This is a genomic window from Glycomyces luteolus, assembly GCF_027622875.1.
GTDB lineage: Bacteria > Actinomycetota > Actinomycetes > Mycobacteriales > Micromonosporaceae > Glycomyces > Glycomyces luteolus.
In genome coordinates this window covers 131559-146610 of the sequence record NZ_JAPZVP010000006.1, presented here as the reverse complement: position 1 = coordinate 146610, position 15052 = coordinate 131559, and the positions used below count along the sequence as shown (strand labels likewise).

The window sequence follows — 15052 nt, the reverse complement described above, 5'->3', positions numbered from 1 at the left end:
CCCGCCCCCGCCCCCAGGGGGTGCCCCCCGCCCCCGCCCGCCCCCGCCCCCCCCCCCCGCGCCCCCCCCCCGGGGGGGGGGCCCCCACGCCTCCTATGCGGTGAACACCGCGCTCGCACCGGAATCGGTGCCGTCGCCGGTGAAGCCCTCGGCCAGGACGACCGCGCCTGTCGTGCTCTGGTCGGCCGTCGGGTGCGCGGCCGGGTCGGCCAGTTCGGACTCGGTGACCGTGATTCCCGCGGTCGCCTCCTCCTCGGCCTCGCCGCCGCTCGCCGCGACCACGGTCAGCGCGGCCTCCATGCCGTGCAGCGTCCCCCGCAGGTATTGGAGGTTCCGCCAGGTGGAGGCGTGGAACTCCAGGTACCGGACCGCCGCGTTCTCGGCCGCGCCCGGCGCGGTCCCGAACGCCGGGGCCCGGCTCAGGGTCCCGGTGCCCAGCACCGGGATCACCTGGTTCTCGAGCGTCTCGAGCAGCTCCAGCAGAAACAGCCGGTACTCCTCGATCGCCTCGGGGTCGAACACCCGCTCCTGTGCCATCGCGCGTCTCCTCGCTAGTTGTAGGGGTCGTCGCCGGGTCTGACGTAGCCCCAGGCGAAGTCGGTCTCGCGGAAGGTCAGGTCCTCTTCCTCCGCTTCTTCGTCCTCTTCGGACTTACTCTGCTTCTTGCGGGCCTCGGCGGCCTGCTGCTGTTGCTGCGGCGCACCGCCGACCATCGCGGTCCGCGTCCCGCCCGAGCCGCCGCCCGAACCGCCCGACGGGGCCGCACCAGTCGTCACGGGAGCGGTGAAGCCGCCCGGCATCGCGGCGCCGAACGCACTGCCCGCCGACGCACCGCCGGTCGGCACGGTCGCGCCCCCGGGGACGGCACCGAGGCCGCCGCCCATGCCGCCGCCGAACCCGCCGCCACCGCTCGCGAGGCCACCAGAGACCTCGCCCTCGGCGCTCGCCGTCTCCCAAGGGTCCGTAGCGTCCTCGGCCTGCGCCACCGTCCCGTCGCCGCCGGGAGGCACCGGAGTCGGGTCCTGGGTCGTCTGCGGCGGCACCGGCGGCGCCGGCTGCTCCATCGCGGGCGGTTCGAGGTCCATATAGGCCCCGTCGGCGCTGTCGGGATACGGCCGATCCGCCCCGGCGGTCTGCAGCGACGCCAACTGCTCGCTCTGGCCCGAGCGCTTCTCGCCGATCGACTCGTCGATCGCCGCCTGCCGCTCGGCATACGCGGCCAACTCGGCCGAGATGCGCGAACCGAAGCTCGACTTCGCCTCCTCGCCCGCCGCCACCCGCGACTCGGAGACGACCGCACCAACCACAGTGGAAGCCGCCTCACCGGCCTTCTGCTCAATGAACGAACGCACCTCAGCCGCCAGCGCCGGATCGGCCCCGCCCAGCTCGAGCGCCCTCTCGGCCTCCTCGCAGGTCATCTGGATGCAGTCGCCGTGCCACCACGCGGGCCGCACATGGATCGCGACCAGGTTCGTCCATTCGCCCTCCGCGCCGACCAGCGGCGCGGGGTACGGGATCTCGCCGGAGTCGCCGCCCTGGAGCGTATAGATCGCCTCCTCGCGGTGCTTGAGCTCCTGCGCGGCCGCCTCCACGTCGTCGAGGATGCCCTCCAGCAGGGCGCGGACCTGGTCGGTCTGGTCGGCGAACGCGTCGAAATCCGCTCCGGCCCAACCGGTCGACAGCGCCGTCAGCTTCGTCTTGATCAGCGCGGGCCAATCGCCGATGACGGCCGCGACCTCGTCGTTCCAGCCGGTGCGCAGGCGCTGCAGCGAGAACGCGTCGGGGTCGATGGGCCGCACCGCGCTCACCGCCGCCCGGAAGTCGTCCTCGGTCGGGTACGACATGCCCTCGCAGAACGGCTTGAACCGGCCCAGCTGGCCCTCGACCGGGACGGCCGAAGCCAGCTGCTCCCAATCGGTCTCGGCCGGATGCGCCACCGGGTGCGGGCAGGACCCCGCCGCGCAGCCGGCGCGCTCGGCCCCCGCGGTCTCGAGGCCGGACGTGTCGCCGAAGGCGATCGTGGAACTCGCGGCCGCCGACTCCATCTCCGTGTACGTCGCCCCGTCGTAGGGCGCGGAGTCGTATTCGAGGCCCGCCTCCTCGTAGCCGATCCCCGTGTCCGCCGACTCCGCCGCCGAACCTGCCTCGAAGACCGTCACGAACTCGGACCCCGAGCCTTCGCCGGGGGCCGAGCCCTCGATCAAACCGCCGTCGCTCATGCCGTTGCACCTCCCTGATTCGCTGCGTCCCATGCAAGACCGGCGCGCCCCGGAATCGCCATGACTTCGCTCTAGCCGCAATGGGACGGGTCCGTGGCGGCGGGAGGCACATTGCAGGGAAGCCCGAACCGAAGGAGGAGCAGCGTGGACGAGGTCTACATGGAAGTCGAGCAGGTGCGCGGCGGCGGCGGCGACCTGCAAGCGCTCGCGCCGAAGGCCAAGCTGGCCTCCGACCGGGTGCAGGCGCCCGCGCAGACCGCCGCGTCGAGCAACGGCGGCTTCGTCACCGGCGAGGCCGGCGTCCAGTGGCACGGCAGGTTCGACGCGGTCACCGCAGGCGTCGAACGCCGCGTCGACTGGCAGGGCGCGCAGGTGGCCACCAGCGCCGACGAGCTCGAAGCCTGCGACAAGGAGGTGCGCGGCAGGTTCCGCGCCCTCGAACGCCGCATTCCCGCCCGCCGCGAGTCCTAGGAGGAGCCATGCCCGCATATGAGGAGGCGCTGGCCGCCGATCCCACCGCGTTCGTCGACTGCGCTGCGGAGATGAGCGCCGCCGGTACCGATCTGAGCGACCACGGGACCGAGTACGGCACGAAGGTCACCGCGATCAACGACGGCTGGCAGGACCAGGCGAACGCCGCGTTCAACGATGACGTGTCTATCGTGGACGCGCATGTGGACGAGGTCGTCTCGAAGGTCGGCGGCGCCGCTGAGGTGCTGCACACCGGCGGCTCGGCGATGGTCTCGCAGGTGGACCAGTTGAAGGCCACTGATGCGGCCTACAAGGGCGCGGGGTTCGTCGTGCAGCCCGCGCCGAAGGTCGAGCTGGGGCCCGTCCACTGGGCGGCGATCGCGGCCGCCGGGCCTTTCGGGCCGGTGCTGCAGGCCGTGTTCCAGGCGCGCGCCGACGAGGGCACGATGCAGCTCACGACCGGCCTGGCCGTGCTCACCGCGACCGACGTGGCGACGGGGACCGCGCTCACCTCGGCCGCCGGGGAGCTGCAGCCCTTGGAGGACAAGGGCCCCGGCGCGACCGACTGCCTGCCCGTTGACGACGAGGACCGCGAGGGGAACCTCGAGAAGGTCGATCAGCGGGCGGATGCCGAGGCCGACAAGGACGCTGACAAGAAGACGGGCCAGGACGAAAAGGACCAGGAAAAGGACGTCGAGGAGAAGGACAAGGACGACCAGGGCAAAGACGAGGCCGAGAAGGACAAAGAGGACGAGGACAAGCAGGAGCAGGACCAGGCCCAGCCGCAGCAGCCCGAGGACCCGAGCAACGAGGTCCCGCAGCCCGAAGGTGAGCGGCCCCAGCCGGAGCAGCCCGAGGTGCCCGGGTTCGAGCCGCCCGGGCAGCCCGAGGTCCCGGACTTCTCGACCGATCCGATCACGCCCGGTACTCCTGACCTGGGCAGCCCTTGGAAGCCGAGCGAACTCGAAGATCCTGAAGTGCCCTCCGGGGGCCTCGCTTCCGGCGGTGGCGGCGGCCTCGGCGGCGGGCTTGGATCGCCGGAGGTGCCGACTGGCGGCCCGGGAGGCGGTTCCGCCGGTCTTGTCGCCACACCGGGCGGCGGCAGTGCCGCCGGCACTGCCGCGCCCGGCAGCAGGCCCGGCTTCGGCGGGGGACTGGTGGGCGCGCCCGCGCGCGGGCCCGTGAACCCCGACGAGGAGTACGAGCGCGAGTCGTTCCTGACCGAGGATCCGGAGGACGACGTGTGGGGGATCGGCACCGATGAAGGCAACCCCTATGTCGACTACCAAGAGGAGCAGCCGAAGGAGCCCGAACTGCCGCTGCTCCCGCCGGTGGACGAGCTGCCGCCCATCACCTTCCCCGGCTTCGACCTGCCCGAGCCCGGCAAGTCCTGAACCGCGGGAGAACCGGCCCGGTGTCCCTTATGGATGTCGGGCCGTCTCCCCGCGCACTGGCCCGCGGCGGCAGAGAAGATCCGACCGCATGAACTGACGCCCGGCGAGTCGGCCGCCGCCTTGGACGGCGGGCCGACTCGCTTTTGCGCCCTAGCGCGCCGTGGCCTGGAACAGCGCGGCGAGGCGGTCGGACGCGCGCCGTTGTGCCAACCCGATCGCCGCCGAGACCGCCGCGGAGAGCTCCTCGTGGTCGGTGTCGATCGTGGCATTGGGGACCAGGAACCTGAACGCGGTCAGCCTGCCCGCGAAGGTCACCTCCGCCTCGCACAGGTCGTCGTCGGTGGCCTCGCTGGTGAACCGCTCCGGCGAGCGTTCGATCCACTCCCGCAGATCGGCCGAGCGCACGTCGGGCCGGCAGCGTGCGAGCAGGTCCGCGCCTTCGCGCTCGGTGCGCATCACGTGCTCGGCACGGGCCGCTTCGGCGGCGTCCCACGCGGTCTGCACCGCCTTGGCCACCGCTCGGCCGCTCATCCGGTCCACGGTGGGGCTCAACGCGAGCGAGCCGAGCCGACCGGTGTAGTCGAGTCGAAGCCAGACCACCCGGCCCGCGTCGGTGCCGTCGAACCCGGCGCTCGTCAACTGCGCGGCCAGCCTCCCCGCGGTGGCCGCGGCCTGCGCCGCGTCATCGAACCGCTCGCGCGTCGGCGCCCCTTCCAAGGCCCGCAGCGCGCTGTCGCGCACCGGCCCCTCGGGCAGCCGGGCGGCCGCGGTATGCGCCGCCCGCAGACGGTCCTCGTAGTCCTCAGGGATGGCGATCCGGTCCATTGGGACCTCCTCGGCTCGTTCTGTGTTGCGACTGTGCATTTTCGACCCCCGCATTTTCGACCCCCGCATCCTCGCCCCGGCCGCCACGGATCCGCCCTCGAATCGCCATGCCTCACGACGGCAACAGCGCCGCACCTTGTGGGACAATGGACCTCCCTCGACCCGCGGTGCTGAAAGCGACGACGCCATGACCCTCGACGTGCGCCTGCTCGGACCCCTCGAAGTCCGCGTCGACGGCCGTCCCGTGTCATTCCCCCGAGGCAACGCCACCACGATCCTCGCGCTGCTGCTCGACGACGCCGGACGCGTGATCCCCATGAGCAGTCTCGTGTCCGGCGTCTACGGCGACGACCTCCCGCTCGACCCCGAAGCCCAGATCCAGAACACCATCGGCGTCCTGCGCCGCCAGCTCGGCATGGCCCGCGACCGCATCGAGACCGTCGGCCGCGCGTACCGATTCCGCATCGCAGCGACCGAACTCGACACGTTGCGCTGCAAGGCGAAGGAATCCCGGGCCCGCACGCTCCGCCGCGAAGGCGAGCACGACGGGGCCGCCGCGGTCCTGCGCGAGGCCCTCGCCGAATGGCGCGGCCCCGCGCTCGCCGACCTCCCCGGGCGGGCCGCCGGGGCGATCGGCCGCCGCCTCGACGAATACCGGCTCACCCTCCTCGAGCAGCGCATCGACGCCGACATCGAATCCGGCCGCGCACCGGCCGCCGTCGAAGAACTGCGGCAGGTCCTCGCCGTCCACGACTCCCGCCAGCGCCTCGTCGGCCTCCTCATGCGGGCCCTCCACGCCTGCGGCCGCACCGCCGAGGCCCTCGACGCCTTCGCCGCCTTGAAGGAACGGCTCGCCGACGCCCTCGGCGCCGACCCCAACCGCGAACTCGTCGACCTCCACACGGCGATCCTGCGCGACCAGCCCGCCGAACCCGTTGCGGCCCAAGCCGAACCAGTCGCGGCCCCCGCAGTCCCGGCGATGCTGCCGCGCACCACGCGCCGCTTCACCGGACGCGAGAGCGAGATCCGGGCCCTCGACAAGTTCCTCATGGACGCCGGGTCCGAGGCCGGGCTCGCGGCCGTCACCGGCATGGGCGGCGTCGGCAAGACCGCCCTCGCCGTCTCCTGGGCCCACCGCGTCGCCCACCGCTTCCCCGACGGGCAGCTGTTCTTCAACCTGCGCGGCTTCGACCCCTCCGCGCCGGTCGCCCGCCCCGAAGACGTGCTCGGCGAGGCGCTCGCCGCGCTCGGCGTCCCCGCTGAACGCCTCCCGGCCGGGCTCGACGAACGCGCCGGGCTCTACCGCACGATCCTCGCCCAGCGGCGCGTCCTCATCGTGCTCGACAACGCCCGCGACGCCGCGCACGTGCGCCCGCTCCTGACCACCGCGCCCGGCTCGTTCACCATCGTCACCAGCCGCGACCGCCTCACCGGCCTAGACATGAGCGAAGGCGCCGAGGTCGTGCACCTCGGCCTGCTGTCCGAAGCCGACTCCCAGGCGCTCCTGGCGCGGCGGATCGGCCCCGAGCGCGCCGCCGACGACAGGTCCGCCGTCAACCGCATCGCCGCCGCCTGCGGGCGGCTCCCGCTGGCGCTCACCCTGGTCGGCTCCTGGTCCGCCGCCGATCCCGCGCTCACCCTGAATTCGCTCGCCGACCGGCTCGCGAGCACCGGCAACCTCCTCAACGTGCTCGTCTCCACCGACCACGCCTCCGACCCGCGCGCGGTCTTCGACAGCTCCTACCAGCTGCTGGGGGAGCGGGACGCCCTCGCGTTCTGCCTCTTCGGCCTCCACCCCGGCCCCTCGCTCACGCCCGCGGCCCTCGCCAGCCTCATGGGCGCCCCGCTCGCCGAGGCCCGCGCCGCTCTGGCCGCACTCGCCGAGATCAACCTGGTCGACCGCTACCCCGGCGGCCGCTACGGCGTGCACGGCCTCATGCGCGAGTACGCCGCCGAGTGCTTCGCGGACGAAGTGCTCGACGTGGAGCGCCGCGCCGCCGCGCTGCGGATGCTCGAGCACTACCTGTTCGCCGCCCACCGGGCCGAACGGCGCGCGACCCACCGCTTCGACCAGAGTCATGTGCACCCCGGCGCACCGGCCCCGGGCGTCTTCGTCGAACTCGTCGTGGACGCCCCCACCTGGTTCTCGGCCGAGCGCGCGGTCCTCCACGGGCTCCTGCGCGTCGAAGCCGGATTCGCGGCGGACCTGCGGATCTGGGAGCTCGGCTGGGTCCTCGCCGAACGCTCGCTCGACCGCCCCGACGAGCTGCTGTCGGTCCAGACAGCCGCGCTCGCGGCCGCCGAGCGGCGCGGCGACGCGTTCGAGCAGGCGGTCTCCCTCGGATACCTGGGCCTCGCCCACCACGGCCTCGGCGACGCGGCCGCCGCCCGCGCGTGCGGCGACCGCGCCGCCGCCTTCGCCGAACGCGACGGCCGCACCTGGACCCGCGGATTCACCGCCTACGCCCGGGCCGCCGCGGCCGGACGCGACCGCGAGGCCCAGACCCTCCGCGCCCGCCTCGCGTCCCTCCCCATCGAGAACCGCGGCGGGTCCGCCCCGCATATGCCGTAGCTCGCAACGGCACGGAGAACTCAAGCACCGCAACACCTTTCAACGAGCGCGGGCCGACGCGTGTAGGTTCTCAGGCGAAATGCCCGGTTGACAGTTATGGGCTGGCCCCACCGTTGCGTCTCAGTGGAATGTCCGCGGTCAGTCTCTGTCCACTTCCTCAGCGGTAGCAAAGCGGCGTGGAGCAAACCAGTCCTGAGTGGGCACGGCTCGATGTGGCCTGCCGAACGGAAACGTGTTTGACGTTCGGCCTGAGAGCGGCCTACGGTACCGCGAATGACAGCATTCTTCATTCACGGCGCGGGCCGCTCCGGTCACGAAGCATGGCCGCTGCAGGCCGCTGACATGGAGTGTGCGGATTTCCACTTTGTCGGATCCATCGCCAAGTCCAACGACCCGCACCTAACCGCAGCGGCGGTAGGGGCCCTCATGTCCGAGCCGGGTCACGTGGTCGCACACTCCTACGGAGCGATCGCCGCCTTCTTGCTCGCCGAACGCCATCCGGATCTTGTCCGCAGCTTGGTGCTGTTCGAACCAGCGACATTGGCACTGGCGCGCGGCCGAACTGCGGTTGAGGCGCACATCGCCGCCATGACCCCTGTCTTCGAACTCTGTGAGGACGCGACGTTGAGCGGCCGGGCTTTCGCCGAGAGGTTCCTCAACGCCATGGGCGTAGCCCCCAAGGGCGCCGCCGATGAGTTGGAGGCCAAGGGAACGCTCTTGCGCGCGATCGTTCCACCCTGGGAATTCGATGTTGATCTGACCGTTCCCTCACGCATCCCGACCTTGGTCGTCACCGGGGCCGGTGCGCCCATGTACGGGGAGATCGCCGCCGTGCTTGCAAACGAGGGCGCGGCCCACCTCGTTCTGGAAGGAACCGGGCACCGTCCGCAAGACCACCCCCGTGCAGTCGAGCGCATGAAGGCCTTCTGGCTCAAATCCGTCACTCAATCCGTCATCTGATCTGCGCGCAACAGCTCAGTAATCGATGAGGGGACGCACAGCTTCACTCCAGCACTTTTCAGTATGACGACGCCAAGGGACAGTTGATGATCGCGCTCATCAGATTCACTGCTTCACAGGGCAAGGGCATCATCCTGCTCCTGGCGTCGTCATTGTTCTCGGCAGTCCTCGCCGTCGCTCTGACTTTTCTGATCGGGCAAGTCGTCGGCGCCGTGCCCGGTGTCGGCTCGGCTTCGTTGAGCACGTTCGCCTGGCTGAGTGCGGCGCTCGTCGCCGTTTTCGCCTTGACCTCGGTGCAACCGGTGCTCCAGGACCTCGTGACGCTCCGCACGATCTACGACCTTGAACAGGCCACGCACGCCCGCATCGTCGGGCCGCTGCTCGACTCCACGCACATCAGCCATCTGGAAAGCCGTGAGGTGCAGGACCGTGTGAGCCGTGCGCAGGGGATCGGTAGTTTCGGGGTGAGCACCGGCATCGAGTCGATGGGCGGTCTCGTCAACGCCCGGTTGACGGCGGTGGGTTCCGCGGCGGTGCTCGCTGTGAGTTTCTCCTGGGTCGCGGCGGTCATCCTGCTCGCCTCGAACTTCCTGCTGGAGTGGTATTCGGCGAGGCTGCTGCGAGCTGAATCCGATCAACTGGACGACTTGACCGAAGAACAGCGGCGGTACGCGTACCTGTTCGACCTTCCCATGGGCGCGGCGGCCAAGGAGGTCCGGGTGTTCGGCCTTTCGAGCTGGTTCGTGGACCGATACCTCCGTGTGTGGACGGACGCTATGACTCCGCTCTGGGAGGAGCGGCGCAAGGCGGTGTTCCCGACGCTCTTGATCTACGGGATTCACCTGGCCGTCATGGCCGGGATCGCGGTGGTGATCGGTCGGCAGGCCGCGAGCGGTGAGCTCTCGTTGACCGTCGCCACCACAGCCCTGGTCGCGATGCTCAGTCTCGGGATGTCCGTTGACGGGCACTCGGCTTCGCGTCTGCGACGAGGGCTCGAAGCGCTGGACGCTGTGGAGTCCCTCCCGGGGCTCGTTGCGAAGGCCAACGGCCCGAGACTCATGGGAACCGCCACCCGGACCGAGCCCGCTGATGAGTCAGAACCGTTGGTGCGCTTCGACGGTGTGTGGTTCAAGTACCCGGAGTCGGGCGCTTCCGCGGACTACATCTTGCGCGACCTCGACCTGTCCCTCCACTCGGGGGAGGCATTGGCGCTCGTGGGGGTCAATGGTGCCGGCAAGTCGACCTTGGTGAAGCTGATGGCCGGCATGTACCGGCCGATCAAGGGAAGGATTCTCATTCAAGGCGTTGACTTGTCGGAACTGGGAGAGCCGGGAATCCACGCGTGGCAGGACCGAATCGCGCCGATTCCCCAGGACTTCATCCGGCTGCCGTTCAGCATGACCGAGAACATCGTCTTCAACTCCCGGGCCGGCGTGCACGACCCGGATCAGCAGCTGCGGGAAGCTACGAAGCTGGCCGGGATCGCGAAGTTGATCGGAACACTCCCGCACGGCGCCGAGACGGTGCTCGCGAAGACGCTCGAAGGCGGCGTCGACCTTTCCGGGGGTGAATGGCAGCGGGTCGCGCTCGCGCGCGCGCTCTACTCGCTTCGCAATGGCGCAAGTGTGCTGGTGCTGGACGAACCCGCGGCCGCATTGGACGTCAGGGGAGAAGCCGACATGGTCGACCGCTACCTGGAGTTGACCGCCGGTGCGACATCGATGATCATTTCCCACCGCTTCTCAGTGGTCAGAGGCGCGGACCGCATCTGCGTGCTGGAGGACGGCCGTATCGCTGAGGCCGGCACGCACGAGGAACTGCTCAAATCCGAGGGGCGCTATGCGACCATGTTCCGCCGCCAGGCGGAGCGGTATGCGCAAGGAGCCGAGCATGCGTGAGACATTCCGTTCGGGCCTGACACTGTTCGGTCTGGTCATCAGGTCGGCGCCGTTGCTGGCCGCCGCCGAGTTCTCCGCGGCGATCATCATCGCCGTCGCCGTGCCGCTGCAGACCTACGGACTCGGTCTCGTGGTCGACGGCATCGCCGCCGGGGACGGTGTGCTGCGGGGAATGGTTGTCCTGGCGGGCGCCATCATCGCCTATTTCGGGTGCCGCATCCTCTCCAGCGCGGTGCAGTCGGCGATGGAAGACCGCGTCGAGGGCAGCTTGAACCGGGAACTCCTCGCCATCACCACCGGCATCCCCGGTCTGGAACATCATGAACGCCCCGATGTCGCGGACCGGTTGGCAGTGATCCGGGAGGAGTCCCGATACCTCAAGTACGGTGCGACGACCCTCGCGAGCGCCCTCGCTGTTGCGGCCGGATCCGTCACGGTCCTGGCGCTGCTCGTAGTCGTGCATCCGCTGTTCATCCTGCTGCCCCTGCTGGGGACCGTGCGCGTATTGTGCGCGGGCAGAGCGGGGCGGCTCCGGTTGCGGGCCATGGAGGCGACCGCCGATCGACACCGCATGATCGACATGCTCACCGAAATCGCCAAATCACCTCGCCACGGACTCGAAGTCCGAACCTTCAGGCTCGGCGACTTCATCACCGAGCGGCTCGCGCTGCTCCACTCGCAGCGCGACGAACCGCGATGGGCGGCGGCGAAGCGCGCAGCCGGCATCGACGTGATCGGAAGAATCGTCTCGGCGCTCGGCTACGGCGGCGCCATCGGGTTCGTCGTCTGGCTGTCAACGCAGGGAACCGTCGGCCCGAGCGAGATCGTCATGGTCGTATTGCTGGTGCCCCAGGTCGATCGAGCGGCAGCCGAGCTGTCGAACTCGTCCAACGAGCTGACGTGGGCACTCGGAACCGTCGCCAACTTCCGCTGGCTGAGGGACTACGCGCGGTCGCACGCTCCGACCGGTGAGCTGTCTCCGGCGCCCGCTCGCCTGGAGACCGGCATCAGATTCAGCGACGTCACGTTCTCCTATCCAGGAGCGCAGCGGGCCAGCCTTGAATCCGTCGACCTCTTCCTTCCCGCCGGAAGCACGGTGGCATTCGTCGGCGACAACGGCGCCGGAAAGTCCACTTTGGTAAAACTGCTCGCGCGGTTTTATGATCCGAGCCGGGGAACCATCGAGGTGGACGGGCAGGACCTGCGGCAGATCGACCCCGAGAGCTGGCGCCGGGCCATGTCGGCGGGATTCCAGGACTTCGTCAAGTTCGAGTTCGAGACCAAGGAGGCGATCGGCATCGGTGACCTCCCCCGGCTGGACGACAGAGCGGCGATCGAACACGCGGTCGTCAGGGCGGACGCCGAGGGCGTGGTCGAGCACCTGCCGTCCGGACTCGACACCCAGATCGGGTCGAGGTTCTCCGGAGGGGTGGAACTCTCAGGGGGGCAATGGCAACGAGTGGCTCTGGCACGGTCGTTCATGCGGAACGATCCCGTTCTCCTGCTGCTGGACGAGCCTACTGCGGCCATCGATCCCGAATCGGAATCGGCCCTGTTCGAACGCTTCGCGGCCGCGTCGGCCACGACGGCCGCGAACACCGGTGGCATCACCGTGCTGGTATCGCACCGCTTCTCGACCGTCCGCATGGCCGATCTCATCGTCGTGGTCGAAGACGGCGGCATCGCCGAAGCGGGCAGCCATGAGGAACTCATGGCCGCCAACGGTCATTACGCGGAGATGTTCGAGCTGCAAGCCAGGTCGTATCGATAGAAGAGCCCAGCGTCGCTCCACCGCTCTCTCCATCGACAACCGCGGCCCCTCGGTGACCCGAATGTCGTAACTCTCACTGCCACCAAACCACAAGCGCCACAACATCTTTCACCGAACCCGCCATTCCCGCGAGGCCGGGCCCGGGCCGGTGCGCGCCTGCTCGGGTTGACACGCTTCGGCATCGACGTGCTATGGTTCATTAGTCAAGTAATGAACCTCTGAACCGACCAACCATTCGCACTAGACCGAAGGAGGCGAGATGTTCGATGACGGCACACCGATCTATCGGCAGATCGCCGATCAGATCAAGGCCGAGATCATGAACGGCTCGCTCGAACCGGGAGGCAAGGTCATGTCGACCAACCAGTACGCCGCCTTCTACCAGATCAACCCGGCCACCGCGCAGAAGGCGTTCCGGGAGCTGGTCGACGAAGGCGTCCTCTACAAGCAGCGCGGCGTCGGCATGTTCGTCGCCGAGGACGCCCGCGAGCGGCTCGCCGCCGACTTCCGCGAGCGGTTCTTCGAACGCGTGCTCGCCCCCCTCGTCCAAGAGGCCCGCCAGGCGGGCATCACCCTCACCGACATCATCGACTACCTCGAAGCACAGGAAGGCGCCCGCAAATGAGCTTCTCCGCCACCCTCCGCGACGTCACCCTCAAGTACCGCGACGGCGACGCCCTCGCCGACGTGAACCTCGACCTCGAGGCCGGGAAGATCTACGGCCTGCTCGGCCGCAACGGCGCCGGCAAGACCAGCCTCCTGAGCCTCCTCGCCGCCTTCCGCAAACCCACCAGCGGCGAGATCCTCGTGGGCGGCGAACCCGTGTGGGAGAACGCCGGGATCGTCTCGCGCGTCGCCCTCATCCGCGAAGGCGGCGACTTCGACGACTCCGACACCGTCAAGGCCGCCATCGAGACCGGCCAGATCCGGCCCGGCTTCGACACCGCCTACGCCCTCAAGCTCGCCGAGCGCTTCGAGCTGCCGCTCAAGAAGAAGGTCCGCGAGCTCTCCCGCGGCAAGCGCTCCATCCTCGCCGCGATCTGCGGCCTCGCCGCCCGCGCCGAGCTCACCATGTTCGACGAAGTCCACCTCGGCATGGACGCCCCCACCCGGGACGCGTTCTACAAGGAGCTCCTCGCCGAGTACATGGACCGGCCCCACACCGTCATCCTCTCCACCCACCTCATCGACGAGGTCGCCAACTACCTCGAAGAGGTCATCATCGTCGACAAGGGACGCATCCTCCGCCACGAGGAGCTCGAGGTCCTCCAGGACCTGGGCGCCACCCTCACCGGTCCGGCCGCCGCCGTCGACGACGTCGCCGCCGGACTCGAAGTCCTCGCCGAGCAGCAGCTCGGCGGCACCAAGAGCGTCACCGTCGCGGCCTTCGGCCCCGGCACCCGCGAGCGCGCCGCCGCTGCCGGACTCGAGATCGGACCGGTCGGCCTCCAGGACCTCTTCATCCACCTCACCGAGCCGAGCCGGAACGGAGCCTGACGATGCTCGCCCTGCAGAACCTCACCCTTCCCAACCGCCGCTTCACCCTCGGCCTCGGGATCGCCCAGGCGGCCCTCAACTACTTCAAGTACTGGATCATCGCCGCAGTCGCCATCGCCTTCCTCGGACCGCTCTCGCTCTCGCAGTACAACGAGATCGACCTCTCGACCTGGTTCTACACCGCGAACATCGCCAAGTGGTTCACCGCGTTCGTCGCCGGGGGCTTCCTCTACGTGCTGGTGCCCAACATGATCGCCACCGGCATGACCCGCCGCGAACTCAGCGTCGCCATGGGCGTCTTCGGTCTCCTGTGGTCGGCCGCGCTGGGCGTGCTCGTCTTCGCCGGGCTCCTCATCGAACGCGTCTACTACGGCGCCATGGACTGGACCCAGGGCATCCAGGCAGACAACGCGACCACCGCGATCGGCACATGGGGCGAGACGGCCGCCTTCGCCGCGGTCTATCCGCTCCTGTACCTCGCGTACTTCGCCGCCGGTGCCCTCATCGGCGCCGCCGCCTACCGCTGGCAGAGCAGCGGCTGGCTGCTGCTGTTCCCGGTCCTCGTGGTCGTCTTCAGCCTCGACAACGCCGTCTACGACACCGAGCCCTTCGGCCCGTCCTGGGCGGGCGTGCTCGGCAGGTTCATCGACGACTGGGGACGCGGCCTCGTCCTGACGGGCATCGCCGTCGTCGCGGCGGGCCTCGCGATCGCCTCCCGCCGCATCCTCATCGACATCCCGCTGCACAGCAAGAAGGCATGACCATGAACGCCGCACTCGCGAACCGCCGCTACCGCTTCGGCCGCCGCCTCTTCACTGGTGCCGTCTCCTGGCTCCGCTGGTGGCTCATCTCCGGCATCGTCCTCGTCCCCGCCCTCTCCGCAGTGTTCGCCGAGGTCTTCGAGCTCGGGCTCTGGTCCGTCACCGCGGCCGTGCTCCAGTGGTTCGCCGCGGGCACCGCCGGAATGATGCTCTACGCGAACCTGCCGGTGTGGATCTCACGCGGCTGCACCCGCCGCGAGATCACCGTCGCCTACGCCGTCTTCGGAACCCTGGCCACCGTCGGACTCGCGGCCTACCTCACGGCCGGGTTCGCCGCTGAGCACGCCCTGCTCGCGCTCGCCGCCGAACCGCCGACCAGCCTCGGCGAAGCGCTCGGCTCGGGCGCCCGATATCTCGCGATCACGCCGATCTACTTCTTCGCGGGCACCCTCATCGCCGCCCTCGCCACCCGCTTCGGCGGGGACAACCGGTTCACCGCCGCCGTCCTCTTCGGCGCCGGCGCGCTCTACGCCGCCATCCTCTACCTCGAATTCAACGACGCGTGGTTCGAACCCGGCGGGCCCACGGCCGTCTGGGCGGCCGCCGCACTCGCCCTGACCGCAGTCCTGATCGCCGCGAACGCCGCCGCGCTGCGATCGGTCCCGATCCGAGCAAAGGCCTGAC

At 69.8% G+C, this 15052-nt stretch carries 13 protein-coding genes; 10 read left to right on the top strand and 3 right to left on the bottom strand.

Annotated features, from left to right (window positions below):
- Nucleotides 1–93: 93 nt before the first annotated feature.
- Complete coding sequence (locus O1R50_RS09530; protein ID WP_270109756.1) at nucleotides 94–537, bottom strand: hypothetical protein; 444 nt, start codon at nucleotides 535–537, stop codon at nucleotides 94–96.
- A 14-nt stretch (nucleotides 538–551) separates the two neighbouring features.
- A complete protein-coding gene (locus tag O1R50_RS09525) occupies nucleotides 552–2219 on the bottom strand; it encodes a hypothetical protein (protein ID WP_270109754.1) in 1668 nt (555 codons plus the stop codon).
- 144 nt (nucleotides 2220–2363) lie between these two features.
- On the opposite strand from O1R50_RS09525, the gene O1R50_RS09520 reads away from it, so the two are divergent.
- Complete coding sequence (locus O1R50_RS09520) at nucleotides 2364–2690, top strand: hypothetical protein (protein WP_270109753.1); 327 nt, start codon at nucleotides 2364–2366, stop codon at nucleotides 2688–2690.
- Between the two features lie 8 nt (nucleotides 2691–2698).
- Nucleotides 2699–4084 (top strand): WXG100 family type VII secretion target, encoded by a 1386-nt coding sequence (locus O1R50_RS09515; RefSeq protein WP_270109752.1) that lies wholly within the window; start codon nucleotides 2699–2701, stop codon nucleotides 4082–4084.
- Nucleotides 4085–4234: 150 nt separating this feature from the next.
- Here the strand turns inward: O1R50_RS09515 and O1R50_RS09510 are convergent, their stop codons facing one another.
- Complete coding sequence (locus O1R50_RS09510; RefSeq protein ID WP_270109751.1) at nucleotides 4235–4909, bottom strand: hypothetical protein; 675 nt, start codon at nucleotides 4907–4909, stop codon at nucleotides 4235–4237.
- A gap of 187 nt (nucleotides 4910–5096) precedes the next feature.
- Here O1R50_RS09510 and O1R50_RS09505 point away from each other — a divergent pair, with 187 nt between their 5' ends.
- From O1R50_RS09505 to O1R50_RS09470, 8 genes are all read left to right on the top strand, one after another.
- Nucleotides 5097–7481, top strand: a complete 2385-nt coding sequence (locus O1R50_RS09505) for an AfsR/SARP family transcriptional regulator (protein WP_270109750.1) — start codon at nucleotides 5097–5099, stop codon at nucleotides 7479–7481.
- A gap of 273 nt (nucleotides 7482–7754) precedes the next feature.
- The gene (locus tag O1R50_RS09500; RefSeq protein ID WP_270109748.1) at nucleotides 7755–8441 is read left to right on the top strand and encodes an alpha/beta fold hydrolase; all 687 of its coding nucleotides are present in this window, start codon (nucleotides 7755–7757) and stop codon (nucleotides 8439–8441) included.
- Between the two features lie 86 nt (nucleotides 8442–8527).
- Nucleotides 8528–10339, top strand: a complete 1812-nt coding sequence (locus tag O1R50_RS09495; protein WP_270109747.1) for an ABC transporter ATP-binding protein — start codon at nucleotides 8528–8530, stop codon at nucleotides 10337–10339.
- On the top strand, nucleotides 10332–12110 hold the full coding sequence (locus tag O1R50_RS09490; protein ID WP_270109746.1) for an ABC transporter ATP-binding protein: 1779 nt from the start codon (nucleotides 10332–10334) through the stop codon (nucleotides 12108–12110). Before O1R50_RS09495 ends, O1R50_RS09490 begins: the two co-directional genes overlap by 8 nt.
- 259 nt (nucleotides 12111–12369) lie before the next feature.
- Nucleotides 12370–12735 (top strand): GntR family transcriptional regulator, encoded by a 366-nt coding sequence (locus O1R50_RS09485; RefSeq protein ID WP_270109745.1) that lies wholly within the window; start codon nucleotides 12370–12372, stop codon nucleotides 12733–12735.
- On the top strand, nucleotides 12732–13607 hold the full coding sequence (locus tag O1R50_RS09480) for an ATP-binding cassette domain-containing protein (RefSeq protein WP_270109744.1): 876 nt from the start codon (nucleotides 12732–12734) through the stop codon (nucleotides 13605–13607). Before O1R50_RS09485 ends, O1R50_RS09480 begins: the two co-directional genes overlap by 4 nt.
- A gap of 2 nt (nucleotides 13608–13609) precedes the next feature.
- Complete coding sequence (locus O1R50_RS09475; protein WP_270109743.1) at nucleotides 13610–14368, top strand: hypothetical protein; 759 nt, start codon at nucleotides 13610–13612, stop codon at nucleotides 14366–14368.
- A 2-nt stretch (nucleotides 14369–14370) separates the two neighbouring features.
- Nucleotides 14371–15051: a hypothetical protein gene (locus O1R50_RS09470; protein WP_270109742.1), complete on the top strand. Its 681-nt coding sequence runs from the start codon at nucleotides 14371–14373 to the stop codon at nucleotides 15049–15051.
- Nucleotide 15052: the final 1 nt, after the last annotated feature.

Coding starts and splice junctions, on each gene's coding strand:
- O1R50_RS09530 (WP_270109756.1), bottom strand. CDS start 537: ATGGCACAGGAGCGGGTGTTCGACCCCGAGGCGATCGAGGAGTACCGG.
- O1R50_RS09525 (WP_270109754.1), bottom strand. CDS start 2,219: ATGAGCGACGGCGGTTTGATCGAGGGCTCGGCCCCCGGCGAAGGCTCG.
- O1R50_RS09515 (WP_270109752.1), top strand. CDS start 2,699: ATGCCCGCATATGAGGAGGCGCTGGCCGCCGATCCCACCGCGTTCGTC.
- O1R50_RS09510 (WP_270109751.1), bottom strand. CDS start 4,909: ATGGACCGGATCGCCATCCCTGAGGACTACGAGGACCGTCTGCGGGCG.
- O1R50_RS09505 (WP_270109750.1), top strand. CDS start 5,097: ATGACCCTCGACGTGCGCCTGCTCGGACCCCTCGAAGTCCGCGTCGAC.
- O1R50_RS09500 (WP_270109748.1), top strand. CDS start 7,755: ATGACAGCATTCTTCATTCACGGCGCGGGCCGCTCCGGTCACGAAGCA.
- O1R50_RS09495 (WP_270109747.1), top strand. CDS start 8,528: ATGATCGCGCTCATCAGATTCACTGCTTCACAGGGCAAGGGCATCATC.
- O1R50_RS09490 (WP_270109746.1), top strand. CDS start 10,332: ATGCGTGAGACATTCCGTTCGGGCCTGACACTGTTCGGTCTGGTCATC.
- O1R50_RS09485 (WP_270109745.1), top strand. CDS start 12,370: ATGTTCGATGACGGCACACCGATCTATCGGCAGATCGCCGATCAGATC.
- O1R50_RS09480 (WP_270109744.1), top strand. CDS start 12,732: ATGAGCTTCTCCGCCACCCTCCGCGACGTCACCCTCAAGTACCGCGAC.
- O1R50_RS09475 (WP_270109743.1), top strand. CDS start 13,610: ATGCTCGCCCTGCAGAACCTCACCCTTCCCAACCGCCGCTTCACCCTC.
- O1R50_RS09470 (WP_270109742.1), top strand. CDS start 14,371: ATGAACGCCGCACTCGCGAACCGCCGCTACCGCTTCGGCCGCCGCCTC.